General features: G+C 63.6%; 21 protein-coding genes and 1 tRNA gene. 2 read left to right on the forward strand and 20 right to left on the reverse strand.

Annotated elements, in window-relative coordinates:
- Positions 1 to 162 precede the first annotated feature (162 nt).
- The 8 genes from AC1DVN_RS06085 to cspE all read right to left on the reverse strand — a co-directional run bounded on the left by AC1DVN_RS06085 (position 163) and on the right by cspE (position 7,123).
- On the reverse strand, positions 163 to 360 hold the full coding sequence (locus AC1DVN_RS06085; protein WP_003946112.1) for a hypothetical protein: 198 nt from the start codon (positions 358 to 360) through the stop codon (positions 163 to 165).
- Positions 361 to 512: 152 nt separating this feature from the next.
- Positions 513 to 935, reverse strand: coding sequence for a DUF2752 domain-containing protein (locus AC1DVN_RS06090; protein ID WP_069147164.1), 423 nt, complete (start codon positions 933 to 935; stop codon positions 513 to 515).
- A gap of 30 nt (positions 936 to 965) precedes the next feature.
- Positions 966 to 1,535, reverse strand: a complete 570-nt coding sequence (locus AC1DVN_RS06095) for an RDD family protein (RefSeq protein WP_030535670.1) — start codon at positions 1,533 to 1,535, stop codon at positions 966 to 968.
- Between the two features lie 121 nt (positions 1,536 to 1,656).
- Positions 1,657 to 1,729 (reverse strand) — tRNA-Thr (locus tag AC1DVN_RS06100).
- Positions 1,730 to 1,759: 30 nt separating this feature from the next.
- Positions 1,760 to 2,989, reverse strand: a complete 1,230-nt coding sequence (locus tag AC1DVN_RS06105; protein WP_019746652.1) for a DNA polymerase III subunit delta' — start codon at positions 2,987 to 2,989, stop codon at positions 1,760 to 1,762.
- Positions 2,990 to 3,022: 33 nt separating this feature from the next.
- On the reverse strand, positions 3,023 to 5,959 hold the full coding sequence (topA, locus tag AC1DVN_RS06110) for a type I DNA topoisomerase (protein ID WP_019746651.1): 2,937 nt from the start codon (positions 5,957 to 5,959) through the stop codon (positions 3,023 to 3,025).
- A 192-nt stretch (positions 5,960 to 6,151) separates the two neighbouring features.
- Positions 6,152 to 6,736 (reverse strand): hypothetical protein, encoded by a 585-nt coding sequence (locus AC1DVN_RS06115; RefSeq protein WP_003946106.1) that lies wholly within the window; start codon positions 6,734 to 6,736, stop codon positions 6,152 to 6,154.
- Between the two features lie 183 nt (positions 6,737 to 6,919).
- A complete protein-coding gene (gene cspE / locus AC1DVN_RS06120; protein WP_003946117.1) occupies positions 6,920 to 7,123 on the reverse strand; it encodes a transcription antiterminator/RNA stability regulator CspE in 204 nt (67 codons plus the stop codon).
- A gap of 456 nt (positions 7,124 to 7,579) precedes the next feature.
- Between cspE and AC1DVN_RS06125 the strand changes: the two genes are divergently transcribed.
- Complete coding sequence (locus AC1DVN_RS06125) at positions 7,580 to 9,868, forward strand: DEAD/DEAH box helicase (protein ID WP_029537450.1); 2,289 nt, start codon at positions 7,580 to 7,582, stop codon at positions 9,866 to 9,868.
- 7 nt (positions 9,869 to 9,875) lie between these two features.
- Here AC1DVN_RS06125 and AC1DVN_RS06130 read toward each other — a convergent pair whose 3' ends face one another.
- The 7 genes from AC1DVN_RS06130 to ssd form a co-directional block, all read right to left on the reverse strand.
- Positions 9,876 to 10,226, reverse strand: coding sequence for an Rv3654c family TadE-like protein (locus tag AC1DVN_RS06130; protein WP_172932532.1), 351 nt, complete (start codon positions 10,224 to 10,226; stop codon positions 9,876 to 9,878).
- A complete protein-coding gene (locus AC1DVN_RS06135) occupies positions 10,223 to 10,582 on the reverse strand; it encodes a TadE family type IV pilus minor pilin (protein WP_020968274.1) in 360 nt (119 codons plus the stop codon). Before AC1DVN_RS06135 ends, AC1DVN_RS06130 begins: the two co-directional genes overlap by 4 nt.
- The gene (locus AC1DVN_RS06140) at positions 10,582 to 10,785 is read right to left on the reverse strand and encodes a DUF4244 domain-containing protein (RefSeq protein ID WP_020905984.1); all 204 of its coding nucleotides are present in this window, start codon (positions 10,783 to 10,785) and stop codon (positions 10,582 to 10,584) included. Before AC1DVN_RS06140 ends, AC1DVN_RS06135 begins: the two co-directional genes overlap by 1 nt.
- A gap of 65 nt (positions 10,786 to 10,850) precedes the next feature.
- Positions 10,851 to 11,435, reverse strand: coding sequence for a type II secretion system F family protein (locus AC1DVN_RS06145; RefSeq protein WP_060939215.1), 585 nt, complete (start codon positions 11,433 to 11,435; stop codon positions 10,851 to 10,853).
- Positions 11,432 to 12,220, reverse strand: a complete 789-nt coding sequence (locus AC1DVN_RS06150; RefSeq protein WP_446695077.1) for a type II secretion system F family protein — start codon at positions 12,218 to 12,220, stop codon at positions 11,432 to 11,434. The genes AC1DVN_RS06145 and AC1DVN_RS06150 overlap by 4 nt, the downstream gene beginning before the upstream one ends.
- Positions 12,217 to 13,398 carry a TadA family conjugal transfer-associated ATPase gene (locus AC1DVN_RS06155; protein WP_477993625.1) on the reverse strand — a complete coding sequence of 394 codons (1,182 nt, stop codon included), beginning with the start codon at positions 13,396 to 13,398 and terminating at the stop codon, positions 12,217 to 12,219. Before AC1DVN_RS06155 ends, AC1DVN_RS06150 begins: the two co-directional genes overlap by 4 nt.
- Complete coding sequence (gene ssd, locus AC1DVN_RS06160; RefSeq protein ID WP_092765748.1) at positions 13,395 to 14,489, reverse strand: septum site-determining protein Ssd; 1,095 nt, start codon at positions 14,487 to 14,489, stop codon at positions 13,395 to 13,397. Before ssd ends, AC1DVN_RS06155 begins: the two co-directional genes overlap by 4 nt.
- A 312-nt stretch (positions 14,490 to 14,801) precedes the next feature.
- Here ssd and AC1DVN_RS06165 point away from each other — a divergent pair, with 312 nt between their 5' ends.
- The gene (locus tag AC1DVN_RS06165) at positions 14,802 to 15,620 is read left to right on the forward strand and encodes an HAD-IB family hydrolase (protein ID WP_019746641.1); all 819 of its coding nucleotides are present in this window, start codon (positions 14,802 to 14,804) and stop codon (positions 15,618 to 15,620) included.
- 390 nt (positions 15,621 to 16,010) lie between these two features.
- On the opposite strand, the gene AC1DVN_RS06170 is transcribed toward AC1DVN_RS06165, so the two are convergent.
- The 5 genes from AC1DVN_RS06170 to AC1DVN_RS06190 all read right to left on the reverse strand — a co-directional run bounded on the left by AC1DVN_RS06170 (position 16,011) and on the right by AC1DVN_RS06190 (position 22,164).
- Complete coding sequence (locus AC1DVN_RS06170) at positions 16,011 to 16,760, reverse strand: Fic family protein (RefSeq protein WP_020905979.1); 750 nt, start codon at positions 16,758 to 16,760, stop codon at positions 16,011 to 16,013.
- Positions 16,761 to 16,816: 56 nt separating this feature from the next.
- A complete protein-coding gene (locus AC1DVN_RS06175) occupies positions 16,817 to 18,541 on the reverse strand; it encodes a dipeptide ABC transporter ATP-binding protein (RefSeq protein WP_020968270.1) in 1,725 nt (574 codons plus the stop codon).
- Between the two features lie 5 nt (positions 18,542 to 18,546).
- Positions 18,547 to 19,503: an ABC transporter permease gene (locus tag AC1DVN_RS06180; RefSeq protein ID WP_019746638.1), complete on the reverse strand. Its 957-nt coding sequence runs from the start codon at positions 19,501 to 19,503 to the stop codon at positions 18,547 to 18,549.
- Positions 19,496 to 20,422, reverse strand: coding sequence for an ABC transporter permease (locus AC1DVN_RS06185; RefSeq protein ID WP_019746637.1), 927 nt, complete (start codon positions 20,420 to 20,422; stop codon positions 19,496 to 19,498). Before AC1DVN_RS06185 ends, AC1DVN_RS06180 begins: the two co-directional genes overlap by 8 nt.
- Positions 20,423 to 20,547: 125 nt before the next feature.
- Positions 20,548 to 22,164: a peptide ABC transporter substrate-binding protein gene (locus AC1DVN_RS06190; RefSeq protein WP_020968269.1), complete on the reverse strand. Its 1,617-nt coding sequence runs from the start codon at positions 22,162 to 22,164 to the stop codon at positions 20,548 to 20,550.
- Between the last annotated feature and the right edge of the window lies 1 nt (position 22,165).

Below are 22,165 nucleotides of genomic sequence, written 5' to 3' on the forward strand. Positions count from 1 at the left end.
TGAAGAAAAACTGGATTGTGTTCGCCAGGCACTTCGTACAACCTCGTGTCACTCACCCTCGCAGGTGGGAGTCGGTGTCCGTGTCGCTCTGACCTGGACAAAGTTACGCGAAGATCAACACAACACCAAATCGCCAGGTCAGAGCACTGCGGTCGGTAAACTTCACGGAACCCAGTACCTCTCGGCCAGTTCTTCGACGATCGGATCGCCTTCCTCGGCCTGTTCCAACGCTTCGAGATCGTCGTTGATCGACACCAGCCGGGGATCGTCACCCTCAGCTTCCTGAATCGGGTGCCGACCGTCCTCGGCGAGTTGCCTCAGTAGCTTTTCCTTGACGCGCGCTTTCAACGAATCAGCCATACCGCCAGCATGTGCCGCTCCGGCCCAGTTGTCGAGGCCTACTCGTCGTCCTTCTTGCCGAAGACACGTCGTGCCGTCGGAATCAGGATGATCAGCGCGCCGAGCAGAACGATGAGCGAAAAAACCTGCAGTGCCATGTCGACCTCTTACCGTCACGCCGGCGCGAGCCAGCTCCCCCACGGGGTGTTTCGAACAACCGTAAATGCAACGAGAACTCCGAGCACCACGATCGTCACAGTCGGCCGAAGCACGATCATGCGATCCCGCGTGCCTTTCCAACGGCGCACTGTCCAACCGATCCACGCGATCACCAACACCGCGACAAACGGCACGATCAAGACATTGCTGGACACTGCGGCGCCAACATCCAGATTAGTCAGGTCATTGACCGCACGAAGGCCACCACACGCCGGGCACCACAATCCCGTCAACGCATACATCGGACAAACGCCGTAACTACCCGCACTGTGGGGATCACGGAAGTGGAGAACCGCGGCGGCCGCCACCGCCACTGCAGCAACACCGACGGGTGCGGCCAGCGCGCGTCGTCGACTTGCGACCACTTCCAACTCCATGACACCCACTGTAAGAGACCTCGGCAGCGACTAGCGCGCGCGAACGACTACCGACCGGACCACCATGTCGTGCCAGCACTGGTGCTTCGAGTCCCAGAGCGGCCAGAGATAGTTGAGGAAGCAGGCGCCACCCAGGATCGCCATCATGATCCAACGAAGCAGCGCCATCACCGGGCCGAGAGGCACACCGTCGGACTCCCGAATCACCGAAATTCCCAGCCACTTCTTGCCGAGCGTCTGTCCGGTGTTCCCTTGCCTGAAGACGAGATTCCACACCTCGATCAAGAAGATCGCCAGTATGCCGACGACCATGACGATCACCCCGACCGGATTACCGCCTTCAGCGCTCACGCTGCCGTCGTCGTATGTGGTCACTTCGGATCCGGAGAACGCGATCACTGCTCCGATGCCCGCGAGGATGACGCCGGGGAGCGGAACGACAAAGCCGTCGAGAATTGACGCGAGCACCCGAGAGATCCAGCTTGCGTACGGATAGGCGGGCGTCGGCGGCTGAAAACCCTGCGGCGGCATCGGCGGCATCTGCCCGTACGGCGGCTGATTCTGCGATGGATGGCCTGGTCCCCAGTTCTGATCCGACATCGAGGTCTCCCCTGTTCAGGCACGTGTTCGCCGAACTCAGGATAAACCGCACATACGCAAGAATTGGGAACTAACGACAAGAGCCCCACATCCGGATTTCCGGGTGTGGGGCTCTTGGCCGAGCTGCCTGAGAGAATCGAACTCTCGACCTTTTCATTACGAGTGAAATGCTCTACCGACTGAGCTAAGGCAGCGTGCCTTTCGGCGGTGGCGAGTCTATCTGGTCAACCCCCGGATCGCGAAAACGGGGGTCGGAAAGCGGCTCCGATGGAGGCAACCATCGCATCGAGCGCCCACTGCAACTTGACGTTGAAGTCGACGGCCTCGCGGCATTCGAGCACCGCTTCGATGCACTTGAGCAACCCCTCCGGGGACGTGCGTGCAGCCAACTCGGCGGCCTGCCGAGCCATGTCGGGATGGGTCGCCGTCGACGTCGACCCCAGCGAATAGGAAAGCGCGTCCCGGTACATGCCGGCCAGGTCGATCAGCGTCCGGTCGAGAAGATCGCGGCGGGCCCGGGTGTCGCGCGATTTCTGACGCGCTTCGAGGTCCTTGATCAGACCAGCCGATCCGCGCAGAGTCCCGGCTGTTCCCTTGCCGGTTCCACCACCACCCAAGGAGACCTTGAGCTCCTCGAGTTCCTGTTCCTTGAGTTCGGCGTAGAACGCCTTGGTGTCAGCCTCGATCGACTTCACCAAGTTCTCTGCGGCCTTGTACGCCGTCGAAGCACCGATCGCGTCTGCGGCCAGCCGAAGCGAACGCTGACGCTCGTCCCGCGCGCTCTCGTCAGTGGCGAGGCGCCGCGCCCGACCGACATGTCCGCCGCTGATCGATGCGGCGATTCTCGCTCGCTCCGGATCCAGCCCGTCGCGGTCGATCAGTACCTGGGCGATCGATTCGACGGACGGCGTCACCAACGGCATGTGCCTACACCGCGAACGGAGGGTGACAGACATGTCTTCCGGATCGGTCGTCGGCGCGCAGAGCAGGATGACCGTGCGGTCCGGTGGCTCCTCGACAACCTTCAGCAGGGCGTTGGCTGCGCCTTCGGTCAAACGATCGGCATCCTCGACCACGATGACCTGCCACCGCCCCGTCGTCGGCCGACGCGAAGCGATGTTGACTATCTCGCGCATGCCTTTGACGCTGATGCTCAGGCCGTCGGGGATGATCCGTCGTACGTCACCGTGGGTTCCACCCATCGTCGTCGTACACGCATGACACTCACCGCACCCTGGTGCACCGTCGGAGGTGCATTGCAGGGCTGCGGCGAAGCAGAGAGCAGCAACCGAACGACCAGAGCCGGGTGGCCCGGTGAAGAGCCACGCGTGGGTCATCTCCGAGCCGCTGGAATCGCCACGAGCCGACAGCGCAGCATCACGCAGGCTCTGCTCGACGTCGTGCTGACCCACCAGCCGACCGAACACACCTCGTTCGGCCACTTCAGTACTCATGCAAAAACCCTAACCGTCGGCACCGACGAAGCCTTACGAGTCCTTCTTCGCCGGAGCCTTCTTGGCGGCAGCCTTCTTGGCCGGGGCCTTTTTTGCGGCTGTTTTCTTGGCAGCGGCCTTCTTTGCCGGAGCCTTCTTGGCTGCTGCCTTCTTCTTGACGGGACCGCGGGCCCGACGATCAGCCAGCAACTCCGACGCACGAGCATCAGAAATGGATTCGACGTCGTCGTCCTTGCGAAGGCTGGCGTTGGTCTCGCCGTCAGTGACGTACGGACCGAAACGGCCGTCCTTGATCACCATCGGCTTCTCGCTGACCGGATCGACGCCCAACTCACGCAACGGAGGCGTTGCCGATGCCTGACGCCCACGACGCTTCGGCTCGGCGTAGATCTTGAGCGCTTCGTCGAGCGTGACGGTGAACATCTGCTCTTCGTTGGCGAGCGAGCGTGAGTCCGTGCCCTTCTTCAGGTACGGACCGTAACGGCCGTTCTGCGCGGTGATCTCTTCCTTGGATTCGGGGTCGACACCCACCACGCGCGGAAGCGACAGCAGACGAAGTGCATCTTCCAAGGTGATCGTCGCCAAATCCATGGACTTGAGCAGCGATCCCGTCCGCGGCTTGGGGCCCGCGACCTTCTTGGCAGCCTTCTTCGCGGGTGCCTTCTTGGCTGCGGCCTTCTTCACCGCAGTCTTGGTACTGCCCGAACTGATTTCTTCCGGCTCGGGAGCGGAGACGGGAACGATGTCCGGTTCCGGCTCGGCCGGCGGTTCGGGCAGGATCTCGGTCACGTAGGGACCGAAGCGGCCTTCCTTCGCGACGATCTCGTGGCCCGTCAGTGGGTCGACGCCCAGCTTGCGGCCCTCTTGAGGCGTCGAGAACAGTTTCTCGGCGTACTCGGGAGTGAGCTCGTCCGGCGGCAGGTCGTCGGGAAGATTTGCCCGCTGCGAGATCAGATCGCCTTCGGGATCGTCCGGGTTCTGAACCATGCGCTCGAGATACGGGCCGAACCGGCCGACGCGCACGTGCACCTCGCGGCCCTCGGCGTCGTCGAAGAGACGGATGGAGTTGACCTCGCGAGCGTCGATCTCCTCGAGGTTGACTCCGACCATCTTCTTCAGCCCGCCCTCGCGGGCGACCGAACCTTCTGCGCCTGTCTCGCCGCCGAAGTAGAAGCTGCTCAGCCAGTTGCCGCGCTGCTCACGGCCACCGGCGATCGCGTCGAGATCGTCTTCCATTCCTGCCGTGAAGTCGAAGTCGACCAGCCGGCCGAAGTGCACCTCGAGCAGTCCGATGACGGCAAACGCCACCCAGGACGGAACCAGCGCGCTGCCACGTTTGTAGACGTATCCGCGATCGAGGATGGTCTTGATGATCGACGAGTAGGTCGAAGGACGGCCGATGCCGAGTTCTTCGAGCGTCTTGATCAGGCTGGCTTCTGTGTAGCGAGCGGGCGGGTTGGTGCTGTGCCCGTCCGGATCGAGCTTGGTGGCCGTGACTTCCTGGCCCTTGACCAGTACCGGAAGCCTGGATTCGGCGTCGTCGGACTGACCGCCGGCTTCTTCGTCGACACTTTCGACGTAAGCCTTGAGGAAGCCGGCGAACACGATGGTGCGACCCGAAGCGGAGAACGTGCAGTCCTCGCCGGTGCCTGCCGTGCCGGAGATGCGGAGCGTCAGCGTCGTACCGCGGGCGTCGGCCATCTGCGAAGCGACGGTCCGCTGCCAGATCAGTTCGTACAGCTTGAACTCGTCGGAATCGAGCTTGGAGTGCAGCTGACCCGGGGTCTGGAACACGTCGCCGGCGGGGCGGATCGCCTCGTGCGCTTCCTGCGCGTTCTTGACCTTGCGGGTGTACTGACGCGGCGTCGGATGCACGTATTCCGGACCGTACAACTCGGTGGCCTGCGCACGAGCGGCTGCGATCGCCGACTCCGAGAGCGTCGTCGAGTCGGTACGCATGTAGGTGATGTAGCCGTTTTCGTACAGACGCTGCGCGATACGCATGGCGCGCTCGGACGTGAAACGAAGTTTGCGTCCGGCTTCCTGCTGGAGCGTCGACGTCATGAACGGCGGGTAAGGCTTGCGCGTGTACGGCTTGTCCTCGGCGGAGGAAACCGTGAGGTCGACGCCCTGCAACGCTTCCGCGAGACGACGCGCGTACGCCTCGTCGAGCACGGTGACCGCGCTGCCCTTGAGCTTTCCGTCAGCTCCGAAATCACGGCCGGAGGCGACACGCGAACCGTCGACGGAGACCAGGCGAGCACCGAAACTACGCGGGCTGGCCTCTGCACCGGCGTCGAGCGTCGCGGAAATGTCCCAGTACGACGCCGACTTGAACGCCATGCGCTCGCGTTCACGCTGGACGATGACGCGAGTGGCCACCGACTGGACGCGGCCGGCCGAGAGCTTCGGCATGACCTTCTTCCAGAGAACCGGGCTGACCTCGTAACCGTAGAGACGGTCGAGGATGCGGCGGGTTTCCTGAGCATCGACGAGGTCGGTGTCGAGTTCGCGGGTGTCTTCGGCGGCAGCACGGATTGCCGGCTCGGTGATCTCGTGGAAGACCATTCGACGAACCGGAATCTTGGGCTTGAGAGTCTCGAGGAGATGCCAGGCGATTGCCTCGCCCTCACGGTCGGGGTCAGTTGCGAGGAAGAGCTCGTCGGCGTCCTTCAACAGAGACTTGAGTTCGGCGACCTTGCCCTTCTTTTCCGGGCTCACGACATAGAGCGGCTCGAAGTCGTGATCGACGTTGACGCCGAGACGGGCCCATGACTCGCCCTTGTACTTGGCCGGAACGTCTGCTGCGCCTCGCGGCAGGTCGCGAATGTGACCGACCGATGCCTCTACGACGTAGTCCTTACCGAGGTAGGGAGCGATTTTGCGCGCCTTGGTCGGTGACTCGACGATCACGAGGCGACGAGGGTTACCGGACGCTCCCTGACCGCTGCCGTTGTCCGCTTTAGCCACCTGCTGCCCGAGCCTTCCTTTGGACGTTCACTGCCGTCGGCAGATCTTCAGAACTAGACGTGTGGAGCAAGTTATACCCCGTGTCTCTCTTTACAGAGTGACATACCCGCAAGACATTCGTGCAGATCAGTACAGTATGGGCTCCGTCGGACACGCGGCATGAGCACCGTCGGACACGAGGCAAGAGCACTGTCAGACGTGCGGCCAGGCGACCGAAGTGTCGACGTGTTTCGGCGCCTCACCGAGGTATTCGACGAGCTTTGTCAGTCTCTTCTTTCCCGACACACGGAGCCCCGGGCCCGGTGTCCGGTTACCCAGTTGAGTCGGCGCGATACCAACCCGCATCAAGGCCTGAGCCAGCGGTGCGTGCGTCTCCTTGGCATGGGGGTCGAGGCCGAACACGAATCGCTCGCCGCCTTCTTCGAGCCTGCCGGCCGCGACGGCCCACACCCGGAGTTGGCGGGAGTTCGGTACCCAACCGACCGGCACCGCCTTCACAGCTCCCTTGGTCCACTGCACGGACAGCGGAAGGAGTGCGGGCGTCGACTGAGTGCGGACCAATGGGCTGCCTTCTTCACTACGCGTCACCTCGGCCCCGAGTCCGCACTGCGCGATCAACTCGGCAACGGCCTGCGCTCTCCAGTCCCGATCCACGACGATCGAGATCCGGGCCCGGTCCTCCGAGGTCACGACCTGACCCGGTCCGGCCAGCATTCCGGCGAGGTCCGTCACGGCAGGTGGAATCGACTCGGCAGAGAAAAAGGACAGTTGGCTCACAGAGTGAAACGTAAGCCACGAAGGTACTGACGGCATAGACGACCGGCCGTGGTCGAACAGCTGCGTGCATTACCTCGGACAGAGAAAGACTGGCTCAGCCCGAAAAGATTTGTCCCCCACCGCACGGATGCGATGGGGGACAAATACTGTCCGAACTAATCGCTCAGCGAGTGAGCGGAAAAATCAGACCGCGCGAACGCCGGTAGCCTGGGGACCCTTGGTGCCCTGGCCGACCTCGAACTCCACACGCTGGTTCTCCTCGAGGGTACGGAAGCCGTTGCCCTGAATTTCGGAGTAGTGAACGAAGACGTCTGCGGAACCGTCTTCGGGAGCGATGAAGCCGAAGCCCTTTTCAGCGTTGAACCACTTCACAGTGCCCTGTGCCATGCTTTTCCTTCTCTTTCTAACACCGGATTCGGTGAACAGCCCTTACAGTCCACCGGGCCGGTTCCGACCGCTGTACGTCTTTATTTCCCCCTCAGGAAAGGCAGAGCACCGCGCCCGCAACAACGATCCTGCGAGCGTGCACTTTCTCAAGCCTACGAACACAGAAGCTGCGACCGATTGTCAGTCAACCATGTTCTCCGCGTGCACAACAGTCGAAAAGGGAACTAAAAACGTTAAAAGTTCGCTACGAGAAAAACGGCCCACGATCGTGGCTTCCCGCTTGCGCGCCGACCACCCGGTTCCACCAAGACCGCCGGCCGTTGCGTATCATCAAAACTGCAGGTAGCGACAGTTTCCGATTGCCGCCACACCCCAACGCCGAGCCCGGAGAGTCACGTGAACGCACCTTCCCCGATCCCCGCCCCGGGAGGGAAGCCTGGCGACACCTACGGGCAGATGCTGCTCGATCGCGTCGTCGCCGGGGTCAGTGGAAGCGAAAAACCACTGATGTTCACCGCGCAGTTGCCTGCTCGCGTAGCCGAGTTCACCGAATGGCCGGAGTGGGTGCACCCCAGCGTCGTACGCGCGCTCGCCGAGCACAGCGTGCGGTCCCCGTGGATCCACCAGAGTGAGGCCGCCGACCTTGCTCACGAGGGAAAACACGTGGTCGTGGCCACCGGTACGGCGTCGGGTAAGTCACTGGCATACCAACTCCCGGTGCTGACGGCCATGGCGACCGATCCGCTCGCAACTGCCCTGTACCTCTCCCCCACCAAAGCGCTGGGCTCGGATCAACTGCGAGCAGTGCTGTCCCTCACCGACTTCGACGTCGAACTTCGCAGCACGAACGCCAGTGCGTACGACGGCGACACCTCGCAGGAACTCCGCACCTGGGCACGCGAGAACTCACGCTGGCTCTTCACCAACCCCGACATGATCCACATTTCGCTGCTCCGCACCCATCAGCGATGGGCGCACTTCTTCCGCAACCTGAAATACGTGATCATCGACGAATGCCACTCCTACAGGGGAGTCTTCGGATCCAACGTCGCGCTCGTGATCCGGCGACTTCGCAGGATTGCAGCGCGCTACGGCGCCGAACCTACCTTCATCCTGGCCAGCGCGACCACGGCAGATCCCGGCGCAGCGGCCTCGCGGCTCATCGGCGCACACTGCACCGAGGTCACGGAAGACGGATCGCCGCACGGCCCACGCACCGTCGCACTGTGGGAGCCGCCGCTACTCGAGGCATTGACCGGCGAAAACGGTAGCCCGGTACGACGTCCCGCGGGCGCGGAAGCAGCGCGGATCATGGCTGACCTCATGATCGAGGGCGCCCGTACTCTCACCTTCGTCCGCTCCCGCCGCGGTGCCGAACTGACCGCGATGGCCACCAAACGTCTACTCGCCGAGGTGGACCCGGACCTCGCCGAGCGAGTCGCGTCGTATCGCGCCGGATATCTGGCCGAGGACCGTCGCGAACTGGAAGCTGCGCTCGCCGACGGCACGCTGCTGGGCGCAGCCACCACCAACGCGCTGGAGCTCGGCGTCGACATCGCAGGCCTCGACGCCGTTGTCGTGGCAGGCTTCCCGGGGACCGTTGCCTCGTTCTGGCAGCAGGCCGGTCGCTCCGGGCGACGCGGCGAGGGTTCACTCGTCGTGTTGATCGCCCGCGACGATCCACTCGACACCTACCTCGTTCACCATCCGTCGGCGGTACTCGACAAACCCGTCGAGGCGACGGTGACAGATCCCGGAAATCCGTACGTCCTGGGACCACAACTTCTCTGCGCTGCAATGGAACTCCCACTTTCCGATGTCGAGGTGGACGCTTTCGGGGCTCTCGAGGTTCTGACCAGGCTGTCGGAGGAAGGCAAGATCCGGCGCCGAAAGCACGGATGGTTCGTCACCGCCGATTCGAACCCCCACGGCTCTTTGGACATTCGCGGCGGTATCGGAACTCAGGTGGCCATTGTCGACGGTGAATCCGGCCGGATGCTGGGTACTGTCGATGCGGGCCGCGCTCCGGCCACAGTTCATCCCGGTGCCGTGCACATTCATCAAGGCGAGACCTATGTCGTCGATGAACTGGACCTCGACGTCGGACTCGCATTGGTACACACCGAGAATCCGGACTGGACCACCTCGGCCCGCGAGACCACCGAAATCACGATCACCGAACAACTCGAGCACAAGAACTACGGCGACATCGCCGTCGCTCTCGTCCAGGTCGAGGTGACACATCAAGTCGTCGGGTACCTACGACGGTTGACTTCGGGTGAAGTCCTCGACTCGATCGAACTCGACATGCCCGCACACACTTTGCCCACCAGGGCAGTGATGTACACGGTCACGCCGGAACTACTCGAATCCATCGGGGTGCCGCCCGAACGGTTCCCCGGATCACTGCATGCCGCCGAACATGCCGCGATCGGCCTGCTGCCACTGGTGGCGATCTGCGACCGCGGAGACATCGGCGGCGTATCGACGGCGATGCACGCGGACACCGGACTCCCGACCGTCTTCGTCTACGACGGTCACGCCGGCGGCGCCGGGTTCGCCGACCGGGGGCACAGCGAACTGTCACGGTGGCTCACCGCGACGCGCGACGCCATACTCTCCTGCGAGTGCGCTCACGGATGCCCGTCCTGCGTCTATTCACCCAAGTGCGGCAACGGAAACGACCCACTCGACAAAGACGGCGCGGTCAAGGTTCTGACCGCCGTCATCGATACGATCAGCTGAGACACGATCAGCCGATCGGACCCGCACGAGCGTAGGCCTGCGCATCGCCGATCCCGAAGCCCGACAACAACACCGGTGCACGTATCTCGACAACTACATCCCACCCCTGCACCTCACATTCCGCGAGCACCGTACGCATACGCTCCGCGATCGCCGCGGACTTCGCACACGCAGACGCCTCACCTCCGTCCAAGGCGCCCGCACCGCCGAGAGCCGAAAGATCAGCGGCCGACTGAGCAGTGTGCCGGGCCACCACCGCGGACCCGACATGCAGCGTCCCACCAGTCACCATCACGATCGCTGCCAGAACGCAGCACGCCAGAACCGTCGCAACACCTTCGTCGTCACGTAGGTTCACCCCTCTTCCACCCCTGACTCCACAGCTGCCACAGCCTCGGAAGAAATGTCGACCAACGGCAGCAACGTACTCTCGGCGCTGACAACGGCAACGGCAAAGCCGTCAACGATCTCCACCGAGATCGACGCATCTTGGGGTGCGATCCGGCGGGCCGTGGCGACCGCAGACTCACGATCACCACGTGCCACCAACCGCGCGGCCTCACGAGCGGCGTCGACACACCGAACCTGCATCGACACCGCGAGGACACCACCGATACACAGCACGACCACCGTGACGATCGAAGCCAGAGCAATCGCGGCCTCGACCGTCACGGCGCCGTCGTCGGCTTGCCGAATACCTCTCGTGGACAACATCACACAGCTGTCTTGAGCGCCTTGTCGATGATGCCCGTCAGCGCCGAGACAATGGAGTCGCCGGTGACAACCGTGTACAGGACGGCACCGAATGCGGCAGCCGCAATCGTGCCGATCGCATACTCCGCGGTAGACATACCGTCGTCCTCCGTTACCAACAGCGCAAATCTGGCCGACATCGTCCTGAACGTCTTCGAAATCATTTTTCCCCCTTCAATCAAAACCTGTGGCAGCAGTTCTGCCGCAGGAGCTTTCACACGGATCCGGCTCACAACAGGCCGTTACCGAGCACAGTCGTGGCAAGCCCGATCACCACCGGGACGATGCCCAAGGCGATGAACGCCGGCAGGAAACACAGTCCGAGTGGACCGCTGATCAGCACTCCCGCACGTTCGGCCGCGGCAGCAGCCAGATCCTCGGCGTCACCTCGACTGCGCTCGGCGAGTTCGGCCATGGACGAGGACAGCGACGAACCCGAACGGGCGGAACGCCGAGCCATTCTGGCGAGCGCCTCGGTATCGGGATCGAGAGCGGCTTCGCTCCACGCGGCGTCGGGGTCGGCACCGAGCGCGAGAAGGTCGGCCACGCGACTGAGCGTGTCGGCCATCGGTTTCGGCGCGGTCGACGCCATCGCTGTGATCGCGGCGGAGACGGGAAGCCCCGCTCGCAGGCAGGCCCCGAGAAGGTCGAGACTTGCGGCAACTGCGAGTGGATCCGGCTTGTCCGGGGCTGAAACCGAATTTTCTGTTGTTGTGTCCGCGAACAGAATTTCTGCCGCCCTGGCCGAAGCGCCGCGGCGAGCGGGAATGATCGCGAGCGCCAACGCGATCATCGCCACGGATGCCCAACTCACGACGTGACCTTCGCAGTTATCCGGTCGGTCCAGAGCAAACCAGCTGAGACACAGGCAGTTCCGATCACGAGCAGCACGCCGCCGAGCCCACCGCCGAACAGCACGCGCAGAGGCGACGCCCCCATCAACTGGCCGAGGCCGATCCCCAGCAGCGGTAGAAAAGCCAGCACCGCAGCCGTCGCCCGAGCGCCCGCCAACCCGGCCTCGGTGCGCTGACGAAAGCGTCTACGCCCCAACATGTCCGTCCGGACCGCGCCGAGTAGTTCAGCCAGAGCCAGACCGTGTTGGTCTGCGACCCGCCAGACGGATCCGATGCGGGAGAACTCACGCTCGATGCACGAATCCGGTACCGCGAAGGCCGCCGCGGCAGAACCACCGAGACGCGCCCTGGCCCCAGCGGACCGGAACACCGCACTTACTTCGCCGCTACATTCCTCGCCTGCAACAGAACTGGCAACTGCGGGATGCGCGCCGACGCTCAGCTCGGCGATCAGCACCTCCAGACCGGAGAGCAGCATCTTCTGTGAGAGGTCCCGGTTTTCGGCCGCCTTCGCGCGGCGCCCACGAAAGATCAAGGTTCCGGCGAGGACGACCGCCGCGCATCCTGCCGACAAGCCTCCGATTACCCATGCGGCCGACACCGCGAAAAATGCGGCGACGAACTCCCACGGAGTGCGCCGGGCGGGCCTGTGGATAGTCGGCCTGTACGTAGCGAGCCGCGCACGTGAATCCCGCACGGGTGCAAGCACGACCGCCAACGCGAGGACCAGGAAGGAAACTGTCACCTCCCGACCTCCCAGTTGCGAAGCCGGAACATCCGCTCGAGCCGCTCACGACCCGAATCGCCGTCCGGCCATGCCTGCATGATTTGTACGTATCCGTCCGCACCGCGGTCGATGACGCCGATCTGTTCGAGACGCCTCGATCCGTCGGCCGATCTGTGTACGTGCAGGATCACTTGAACTGCCGCGGCAAGTTGACTGTGCAACGCGTGGCGATCCATACCGCCGAGCGCAGCCAACGCCTCGAGTCTGGCCGGCACCTCTTCGGGCGAATTGGCGTGAACTGTGCCGGCGCCGCCGTCGTGGCCGGTGTTCATCGCCGTAAGCAGATCCGTCACCTCTGCACCGCGGACCTCACCGACGACGATGCGATCGGGACGCATCCGCAGTGCCTGCCGAACCAGATCGCGCACCGTCACCTCTCCGACGCCCTCGACGTTGGGAGCCCTGGCGACGAGGCGGACGACGTGCGGATGCGGCGGCGCTAGTTCGGCCGCGTCCTCGACGCAGACGATTCGCTCGCGCGGGTCGACCGCGCCGAGCATGGCGGACAACAACGTGGTCTTTCCCGCGCCGGTCCCGCCGATCACCAGGAAGGCCAAGCGAGAAGAGATGATGCGATCGAGGAGTTCGCGCGCGTCCGGTTCCACGGCGCCGTGAGCACACAGCGCGTCGAGACCCTGTGTTGCGGGCCGCAGCACTCGCAGTGACACGCAGGTTCCGCCCTGGGCCACCGGTGCGAGTACGGCATGAAGTCGCACCCCGAAGTGCCCGTCGCCGACGCCCCGCAGACGGCCGTCGACCCACGGTTGGGCGTCGTCGAGGCGTCGACCTGCCGACAGTGCCAACCGCTGCGCCAGTCGACGCACGGCTGCCTCGTCGGTGAACCGGACCCCGGACCTTTCGAGGCCGACCCCGCGGTCCACCCAGACCTGATCCGGCGCGGTCACCAGTACGTCGGCGACACCGGGTTCGTGCAGCAGTGGTTCGAGCGGCCCTGCGCCTGTCAGTTCCGTCTGGAGCACCCTGACGACCTCCAACAGATCCGTGTCCGCCAGAACGCCGGAGGACTCGGCTCGCACGGCGTCGGCAACGGTGGCCGCCGTCGGCTCGGCGACCGACGACGCCGTCAGCCGCTCGCGAACTCGGTCGAGCAGTTCTGTCGTGACCAACGCGCTCATGCCGCAGCCCTGCGCGGGCGTGCGCCGGATTCGACGGCGTCGAGTACCGCCGTTGCCACCACACTCAGCGGACAACCTCGGGTCAATTCGAGGCCACCGCGCTCGAGCATCGGCGCCAGCGAGCGGTGGCCGCGCATCACGGCCGTCAGCGGCAGGCCGAGCATGTCTGCCACATCGGCGCCGCGTAGGCCTCCCGGCGCCGGCCCACGCACGACGAGCCCGACATTGGAGTTGTGTCGCACCACCCAGGCTCCGACTTTCTCGGCAGCGACGCACGCAGCCACGGTGGCCGGAACCACCACGAGAACCAAATCCGACATCTCCAACGCGGCCTGACCTACCTCGCTGGGATGACGTGGCACGTCGCAGACCACGAGTCCGCCGGAACTGCGACCTGCGTCCAGCACGGCGCGAACGGCGGTCACTGTCGGACCGTCGATCTCGCGGCGACTGCTCGCCAGAACCCTCAAGAACTTTCCCTTTGCCGGCAGGGCATCGCGCAGCGCATCCGGGGCCAACCGCCCGCCCTCGACGGTCAGTGCACCCCAACGCAATCCGGGGGTCGTCTCGATGCCCAACAGCACATCAGCGCCGGAGCCGAGGGCGTCGACGTCCACCAGTAACGTCGGGACGTGACGTGCCGCCGACGTCAACGCGACAGCCGCAGCTGTTGCCGAGGCTCCGCCGCCGCCACAACCACCCACCACGCTCACGACGGTGCCGTCACCACTCACGTCTACGTGGCCGGCCAGAACTGCGACCAACGCGTTCTCCTCTTCCGGCAGGGACAGAACGCTGTCGGCTCCGATCGCGGTGGCGCTCTTCCAGTCGTCGACGGTCGGTGTGCCGTCGCACACGAGGAACACTCGCGTTCGTTTAGGGGAACGAGCCAGAGCATCCCGCGCAGCCGACGCGTCCAATACGACCGCCGAGGCCCGGTTCCACTGTTGCCGGGAAACGGGATGCTCGGCCTCGTCCAGACGGCGGTCCACCGCGGCAGCGACGCGTCGCACGCTCGCGAGGACCTTCGCGTCGTCGACGAGAACCAGAATGGGAGCCCCGGTTTCCCGAGAGTTGATCGTCGTGTTCATGACTGCAGAGCCTGAACGAGCACCGGCACCGAAAACAGTGGGTCGAGAGAGCCTGTGGACAACTGGGAAGTTGTGGAGAAACAGGCCTGAGACAGAGGACGACCCCCGCCAATGGGGGGAGGAGGCGGGGGCCGTCTGAGTTCAGCCCCGGGGGGTCGGGCTGAACTAGTTCGAACGAATCGAACAGCAACGATCTTACACCCGCCATTGGCGAGAAATGCAAGCCTGAGCTGCACTGAACTGCTGTTTTTCGCCGAAAGAGGACGCTTGCCGAGGAGCACACGAACCGCCTGTCGGACTATCCTCATTCCTGTGACCGACAAGCCTGCGAACGGACTGAATACCGGGCGGACAGCCGCTTTCTTCGATTTGGACAAAACGATCATCGCGAAGTCGAGCACCCTGGCGTTCAGCAAGCCATTCTTCGCCCAGGGTCTGATCAATCGGCGCTCGGTTCTCAAGAGCAGCTATGCGCAATTCCTGTTTCTTCTGTCCGGCGCCGATCACGATCAGATGGAGCGCATGCGCGAGCACCTGACTGCGATGTGCGCGGGCTGGGACGTGGAACAGGTGAAGGCCATCGTCGCGGAGACTCTGCACGACATCGTCGACCCACTCGTCTTTGCCGAGGCGGCCGATCTGATCGCAGATCACAAGCTGCGTGGACACGACGTCATCGTGGTGTCGGCGTCGGGCGAGGAAATCGTCGCGCCGATCGCCCGCGCCCTCGGCGCCACCCATTCCGTGGCGACGTCGATGAGGGAAGAAGACGGCCACTACACCGGCGAGGTCGACTTCTACTGCTACGGTCCGGGCAAGGTCGAGGCGATGGAAAAACTCGCCGCGGAATACGGCTACGACCTCGCCGCCAGTTACGCCTACTCCGACTCGGTGACCGATTTGCCCATGCTCGAGGCGGTCGGACATCCCACCGCAGTCAACCCCGATCGTGCATTACGCAAGGAAGCGGCCGTAAACGGTTGGCCCATACTGACTTTCTCGAACCCGGTCTCGCTTCGCGCGCGATTGTCAGCCCAGTCCACGACGACGGTCGCCACAACTGCCGCGGTGGGAATCGCAGCTCTGGTGGCCGGCGCCATGACCTTCGGGCTACTGCGTCGGAAACGCTGAAATCCAATGCCCACAAACAAAAATTGGTACTTGCTGTGAGCCCGGACACAGGGTACAAAGGAGTTACGGAAGAACGGAAGGCCAGGAACGGCTCGGAAGAGAAGGACCGTTTCCCCAACCGAAATTCCTAGCACGGGCACTAGGGCACCCACGCGGAGCACAAGCCACTATAAGGGCAGAAGCGTTGTGGGCCTGCGAGATTCGTTCAATTTGAGCGAGGACCCCGCACCGGTTGCGGGGACGACCTCAGAAAGTGCGATCCCTCGCCGAGGCCACCCACACAACCCACCGAGCACGCTTGGTAACGAGTAGTCCGTGCTGACGGGCGGCGAAGTCGATTTATCGGCAGCGCCGCCCGTTCGTTATGTGCCGGCCCCGCCCTGTTGCAGACTATCCAGTCGCCGCGTCGGCGATCGAAGTCGCTTCTCGCGCACCGGCTTCGAGAGCTCCGCAGCACAAGATCACCCAACTGCCGACACCCGCTGGATTTCCCGAAGCGAATCCAGCCGCGCCGTCCGTGTACGCCTGCGGCCGCCGAAGCCAACTGACCTCGGGGACTCCCAGATTGTGCGGATCCAACCCGGACGAGACCGCAACCAGACGCGAAGCCGCACGTGCAACGATGCCGTCAGCGGTGCCGAACGGGCTCAGCGCCAAGAGTTCTCCGTGTACGACGGCCGCCAGAACCGGCGCCGGCGCACTGGTTCCGCCGGTAACGAGTTGTGCGAGAGCGTCCAACCGCTCCCCCACTCCGCGATCCGACCGTGGCCGTCCCAGTTGATCCGCGTCCTCGACGAGGTCTGCCGCGGCCAGCAGGTGCAGCCGGGCCAAAGCCTGCAGCGGGGCGCGCTTCCACGTCGACTCCATGAGCGGAAGACTGTCGCCGTCCAGAGCCTGAGCCACGCGCAGAGCACCCGCGAGAATCGGATCACCGGCCATGCCCTCGGCCGGCAATTCGGTGGTGCCACCGGCGAGCGATGCGGAAGCTCGCGCAGCGCGAACCGCGGCTTCGGCGGCAGTGGTGGGCCAACCGCGACGGTTGGTCTTGTGCCGATGAACCTCACCCAGAGCGTCGCGCGCATGATCGGCGGCGGCGCGTACGCCTGGAAGATCGACGAGGGGCTGCAAGGGGTCCGTCACGATCAACGACGGTACCCTTGCAGCCCCTCTGCGGACTTGCCTACCTACCTGTTGCGTCAGCTTCCCAGCGTGATGGACCCGCCGGGAATCGCGTCGAGCAACTTGCGGGTGTAGTCCTGTTGCGGATTGCCGAACACATCGTCGATCGGTGCCGATTCGACGATCGAGCCACGCGACATCACCAACACGTTGTCCGCGATCTGACGAACCACGGCCAGGTCGTGCGTGATGAAGAGGTACGTCAACCCGAACTCTGCCTGCAGGTCGTTGAGCAGGGTCAAGATCTGATCCTGCACGAGTACGTCGAGAGCGGAGACCGCCTCGTCGCAGATCACGACCTCCGGCTGAAGTGCCAACGCTCGCGCAATTGCGACGCGCTGACGCTGTCCGCCGGAGAGCTCGTTCGGGAACCGTCGCATGACCGACTGGGGCAGACCGACCTTGTCGAGAAGTTCGCGGACGCGAGCCTCCCGTTCGGCTTTGGTCCCGACCTTGTGGGTACGCAGCGGCTCTTCGATCGTGCGGTAGATCGAGTACATCGGGTCGAGCGTGCCGTAAGGGTTCTGGAAGATCGGCTGCACTCGACGACGGAACGCAAAGGTTTCCTTCGCACCGAGTTTGGACACGTCCTGACCGTCGAAGACCACGTTGCCTGCAGTGGGCTCGAGCAAACCGAGAACCATCTGCGCGACCGTCGACTTACCGGAACCCGATTCGCCGACGATTGCAGTCGTGGTTCCGCGGCGGACCTTGAAGGACACGTCGTTCACGGCTGTGAAGTCGGTGGTCTTGCGGAAACCCTTGCGCAGCTTGAACACCTTGGTCAGATGATCGACGACAAGAACGTCGTCGGTCGCCTTGCCGAAGGACTCTGCCGCACTTTCCTCGGCCTTGACCGCTTCGGCGACCTCTTCCGCCTGTTCGCGAATCTCGGCGCGCGCCACCGACGAGCTGAGCCGCTTCGACGCCAACGACGGCGCAGCAGCGACCAGCTTCTGCGTGTACGGATGCTGCGGGCGCTTCAGAATCTCCAGTGCCGGACCGGATTCGACGATACGACCCTTGCTCATCACGATCAGATGCTCGGCGCGCTCGGCGGCCAAGCCCAGATCGTGAGTGATGAGCAGAACGGCGGTGCCGAGTTCCGTTGTCAGACCGTCGAGGTGGTCGAGGATCTGACGCTGGACGGTGACGTCGAGCGCCGACGTCGGCTCGTCCGCGATCAGGAGCTTCGGACGAGCGGACAACCCGATCGCGATGAGTGCGCGCTGACGCATACCGCCCGAGAACTCGTGCGGGTACTGCCCCAACCGGCTCTCGGCTTCGGCGAGTCCTGCCTCTTCGAGCAGTTCGGCGGCCCGAACCTTGGCTGCCTTGCCCTTGGCGATCCCGTTGGCGGCCAGTGCTTCCTCGATCTGGAAGCCCACTTTCCACACGGGATTCAGATTCGACATCGGGTCCTGCGGAACCAAACCGATCTGGCTTCCCCGGATGTGGACGAAGTCCTTCTCCGAGACCTTCGAGATGTCCTTGCCGTCGAAGATGATCTCGCCTGCCGTCACCTTGCCGGTGCCGGGAAGCAGATTGATGATCGAGTGGGCGGTGGTGGACTTACCCGAACCCGATTCGCCGACGATCGCGACCGTTTGACCCGGGTAGACGGTCAGGCTGACGCCTCGAACTGCCGGAACCGGACCGGAATTGGACTGGAAAGACACCTCGAGATCACGAATCTCGAGCAACGGAGTTTCCTCCGAGGTGAGAGTTTCCTTGGTGGTCATCGTGCTCACCGCTTCCGCGACTTGGGATCGAGGGCGTCGCGCAGAGCGTCACCCATCATGATGAATCCGAGAACGGTGATCGCCAAAGCCGTTGCCGGGTAGAACAGAATGGTCGAACCCTGACGCAGCGTCACCTGAGCGTTGCTGATGTCGCCGCCCCACGAAACCTCGGTGGACGGAAGACCGATACCGAGGAAGGACAGCGTCGCCTCGGCAACGATGTACGTACCGAGCGAGATGGTGGCGACCACGATGATGGGCGCCAACGAGTTCGGGATGACGTGGCGGATCAGTGTCTTGAGCTTCGAGACACCCAACGCTTCCGAAGCCATGACGTAATCGTTGTTCTTCGCCGAGATCACCGCGCCTCGAGCAATTCTTGCCATCTGCGGCCAGCCGAAGAGCGCCAGCACGCCGACGACGGTCCAGATGGTGCGATCGGTGAACAGCTGCATCAGGACGATGGCAGCCAGGATCAGCGGGATGCCGAAGAAGATGTCGGCGACACGGGAGAGGATCGAATCGGTCCATCCGCCGTAGAAACCGGACAGCGCACCGAAGATCACGCCGATCACCAGCACCGACGCAGTGACACCGACGCCCACGAGTACGGATGCGCGAGCACCGTAGATGGTGCGCGAGTACACGTCACAGCCCTGGCGGTCGAAACCGAACCAGTGCCCTGAGGTCGGCCCCTGCATGCTGTAGGTCAGGTCGCAGAACCGCGGATCGGTGCTCGTGAACAAGCTCGGAAACGCTGCGATGACGATGACCGCGAGGATGATGATCGTCGAGATGATGAACAGGGGGCGCTTGCGTAGGTCGCGCCACGCATCGGTCCACATGCTGGTCGGCGCCTGATCGAGTTTGACGGCGTCCGTCTCCCCCGGTGCCGCAACTTCGGGCGGTGCCACGAAATGACTTTGCCGGACTGCGCGTCCGGTCTTCACGGTCTCAGACATAGCGGATCCTCGGATCGAGCGCGGCGTACAAGAGGTCGACGAGCAGATTCGCGATCAGGTAGATCACGATCAGGATGGTGACGAACGAAACCACCGTCGGCGCTTCACCTCTGGTCACGGCCTGGTAGATCGTGCCACCGACGCCGTTGATGTTGAAGATGCCCTCGGTGACGATGGCGCCGCCCATCAACGTCGCGAGGTCGGCACCCAGGAACGTGACCACGGGGATCAGCGAGTTGCGCAACACGTGCACGCGAACCACTCGTCCACGGGAAAGTCCCTTGGCGGTAGCGGTGCGGACGTAATCGGCAGTCAGATTCTCCGCCACGGACGTTCGGGTCAGTCGCAGTACGTACGCAAACGAGACCGAACCAAGAACCAGGGCAGGGAGCAGGAGATTGGTGAAGCTGGTGTTGCCACCGACCGTCGGCGGGACGATGCCCCATTTGACGCCGATGAAGAACTGAGCCAGGAAACCGATCACGAAGATCGGGATGGCGATGAGAACGAGGCTGAACAGCAGGACGGTGCTGTCGAAGAATCCGCCCTTACGCAGGCCCGCGATGAGGCCGAAGCCGACACCGAAGACCGTCTCGACGATCAGTGCCATGAAGGCAAGTTTCATCGTGATCGGAAATGCCTGTGCCAGAACTTCACTGACAGGTCGTCCGGAGAACGACGTGCCGAAGTCCAGCGTGAAGATGCCCTTCAGGTACAGCAGGTACTGCTGATAGAAGGGGAGATCGAGGTGGTAGCGCTCCCGAAGCTGTGCTGCCACAGCCGGACTGAGCGCCTTGTCGCCCGCCAACGCGGCAATCGGATCACCGGGAAGCAGGAAGACCATGGCGTAGATCAGAAGAGTGGCCCCGAGAAAAACCGGGATCATTTGAAGCACTCGGCGACCGATGTACCAGAGCATCGGATCACCTCCTTGTCGATGATCGTGTACGTCAGCGGACAGTCCGGTGTGAACACGAGTTCGGGACGGCAGGCAGGGCGCCTGCCGCCCCGAACTCACGTTTCAGATGCGGATCGTTCTACGCGTCAGTTCTTTTCGATGTCTTCGTAGACCGGAACACCGTTCCAGCTGATGGTCACGTTGGAAACGTTCTCCGACCATCCACTGGCAGCGTTGCGGTACCACGTCGGAACTGCGGGCAGGTCCTTGAGCAGGACTTCCTGGGCCTGATCGAGCAGTTCCTGAGCCTTCGCCTGATCGGTCTGGCCGGCCGATTCGCGCAGGAGGCGGTCGAACTCGGGGTTGGAGTAGTCACCGTCGTTGGAGCTGCCGCCGGTCTGGTAGTTCTGCGCCAGGAAGCCGTACTGCTGCGGGTAGTCGCCCTGCCAACCGGAGCGGAAAGAGCTCTGGATGGTGCGGTCGGTGGCTTCGGTGCGGATCTGAGCGAAGGTGGCGTACTGCTTGCCCTTCGCGTCGATACCGAGGGTGTTGCGGATGCTGTTCGCCGTGGCATCGACCCATTCCTGGTGTCCGCCGTCGGAGTTGTAGGCGATCTCGAAGCTGCCGGACCACGGTGCGATGGCGTCGGCCTTGGCCCAAGCAGCCTTGGCCGCCTCGGGATCGAACTTCACGTTGCTGTTACCGGTCAGCGAGTCGTTCCAGCCCTTGATTGCGGGGCTGGTGAAGTCGAGTGCAGGCGTCCTGGTCTTGTTGAAGATCTGCTGGGTGATCTGATCGCGGTTGATCGCCATCGAGATCGCCTGACGGCGGAGCATGCCCTCTTCGCCGCTGAAGTGCGGCAGGCGACCCGGGATCGTGAACGTCTCGATGGTTGCCGACGGCTGGTTGACGGTGCGTCCGGGCAGGTCCGACTCGAAGGTCGTGACGGCGCTCGGCGGAACCTGGTCGAGAACGTCGACGTTGTTGGCCAGGAGATCGGTGTACGCCGTGTCGAGGCTGTTGTACATGATGAAGTCGACGCCGGCGTTCTTCGGCTTACGGTTGCCGTTGTAGTCCGGGTTCACGACGGTGTCGATGCGGACGTTGTGCTGCCACGCGCCGGTTCCGTCGAGCTTGTACGGGCCGTTGCCGATCGGGTTCTCACCGAAGGCGGTCATGTCCTTGAACGCGACCTCGGGCAGCGGGTAGTACGCCGTGAAGCCGAGGCGATCGGGGAACGCCGACTCGGGCTGCTTGAGTTCGATGGTGAAGGTGGAGTCGTCCACAACCTTCAGACCCGACATGGTCTGTGCCGTCGGAACCTCGGCGGCAACTTCGTCGTAGCCCTTGATCGGATCGAAGAACGATGCCTGAAGCTGAGCGTTGGTGGAGAGGGCTCCGTAGTTCCACGCGTCGACGAACGACTTCGCGGTGACGGGGGTGCCGTCCGTGAAGGTCCAGCCGTCCTTGAGCTTGACGGTGAAGTTCTGACCGTCGGTGCTCTCGATGGACTCGGCAACCTCGTTCTCCGTACCGCCGTCTGCGGTGTACGAAACGAGACCGGAGAACAGTGAGTCGAGGACGCGGCCGCCCATGTTCTCACTCGTGTTCGTGGGGATCAACGGGTTCTGAGGCTCGCCCGCCCAGGCGTTGACGACGCCACTGGACGATCCGCCCGACGAATCGCCGGACGAACATGCCGTGATCAGCACTGCCGTCATTCCGAGCGCGACCGCGCCGGTCGCTATGCGTGAGATACGCAAA

This window comes from Rhodococcus sp. P4_E4 (assembly GCF_056401575.1).

What these genes read in the sequence shown, in the direction of transcription:
- AC1DVN_RS06180 (WP_019746638.1), bottom strand. Translation starts at nt 19,503, where the DNA reads ATGTCTGAGACCGTGAAGACCGGACGCGCAGTCCGGCAAAGTCATTTC.
- AC1DVN_RS06175 (WP_020968270.1), bottom strand. Translation starts at nt 18,541, where the DNA reads ATGACCACCAAGGAAACTCTCACCTCGGAGGAAACTCCGTTGCTCGAG.
- cspE (WP_003946117.1), bottom strand. Translation starts at nt 7,123, where the DNA reads ATGGCACAGGGCACTGTGAAGTGGTTCAACGCTGAAAAGGGCTTCGGC.
- AC1DVN_RS06090 (WP_069147164.1), bottom strand. Translation starts at nt 935, where the DNA reads ATGGAGTTGGAAGTGGTCGCAAGTCGACGACGCGCGCTGGCCGCACCC.
- AC1DVN_RS06085 (WP_003946112.1), bottom strand. Translation starts at nt 360, where the DNA reads ATGGCTGATTCGTTGAAAGCGCGCGTCAAGGAAAAGCTACTGAGGCAA.
- ssd (WP_092765748.1), bottom strand. Translation starts at nt 14,489, where the DNA reads ATGAACACGACGATCAACTCTCGGGAAACCGGGGCTCCCATTCTGGTT.
- AC1DVN_RS06185 (WP_019746637.1), bottom strand. Translation starts at nt 20,422, where the DNA reads ATGCTCTGGTACATCGGTCGCCGAGTGCTTCAAATGATCCCGGTTTTT.
- AC1DVN_RS06105 (WP_019746652.1), bottom strand. Translation starts at nt 2,989, where the DNA reads ATGAGTACTGAAGTGGCCGAACGAGGTGTGTTCGGTCGGCTGGTGGGT.
- AC1DVN_RS06095 (WP_030535670.1), bottom strand. Translation starts at nt 1,535, where the DNA reads ATGTCGGATCAGAACTGGGGACCAGGCCATCCATCGCAGAATCAGCCG.
- AC1DVN_RS06155 (WP_477993625.1), bottom strand. Translation starts at nt 13,398, where the DNA reads ATGAGCGCGTTGGTCACGACAGAACTGCTCGACCGAGTTCGCGAGCGG.
- AC1DVN_RS06135 (WP_020968274.1), bottom strand. Translation starts at nt 10,582, where the DNA reads ATGTTGTCCACGAGAGGTATTCGGCAAGCCGACGACGGCGCCGTGACG.
- AC1DVN_RS06140 (WP_020905984.1), bottom strand. Translation starts at nt 10,785, where the DNA reads ATGATTTCGAAGACGTTCAGGACGATGTCGGCCAGATTTGCGCTGTTG.
- AC1DVN_RS06125 (WP_029537450.1), top strand. Translation starts at nt 7,580, where the DNA reads ATGCTGCTCGATCGCGTCGTCGCCGGGGTCAGTGGAAGCGAAAAACCA.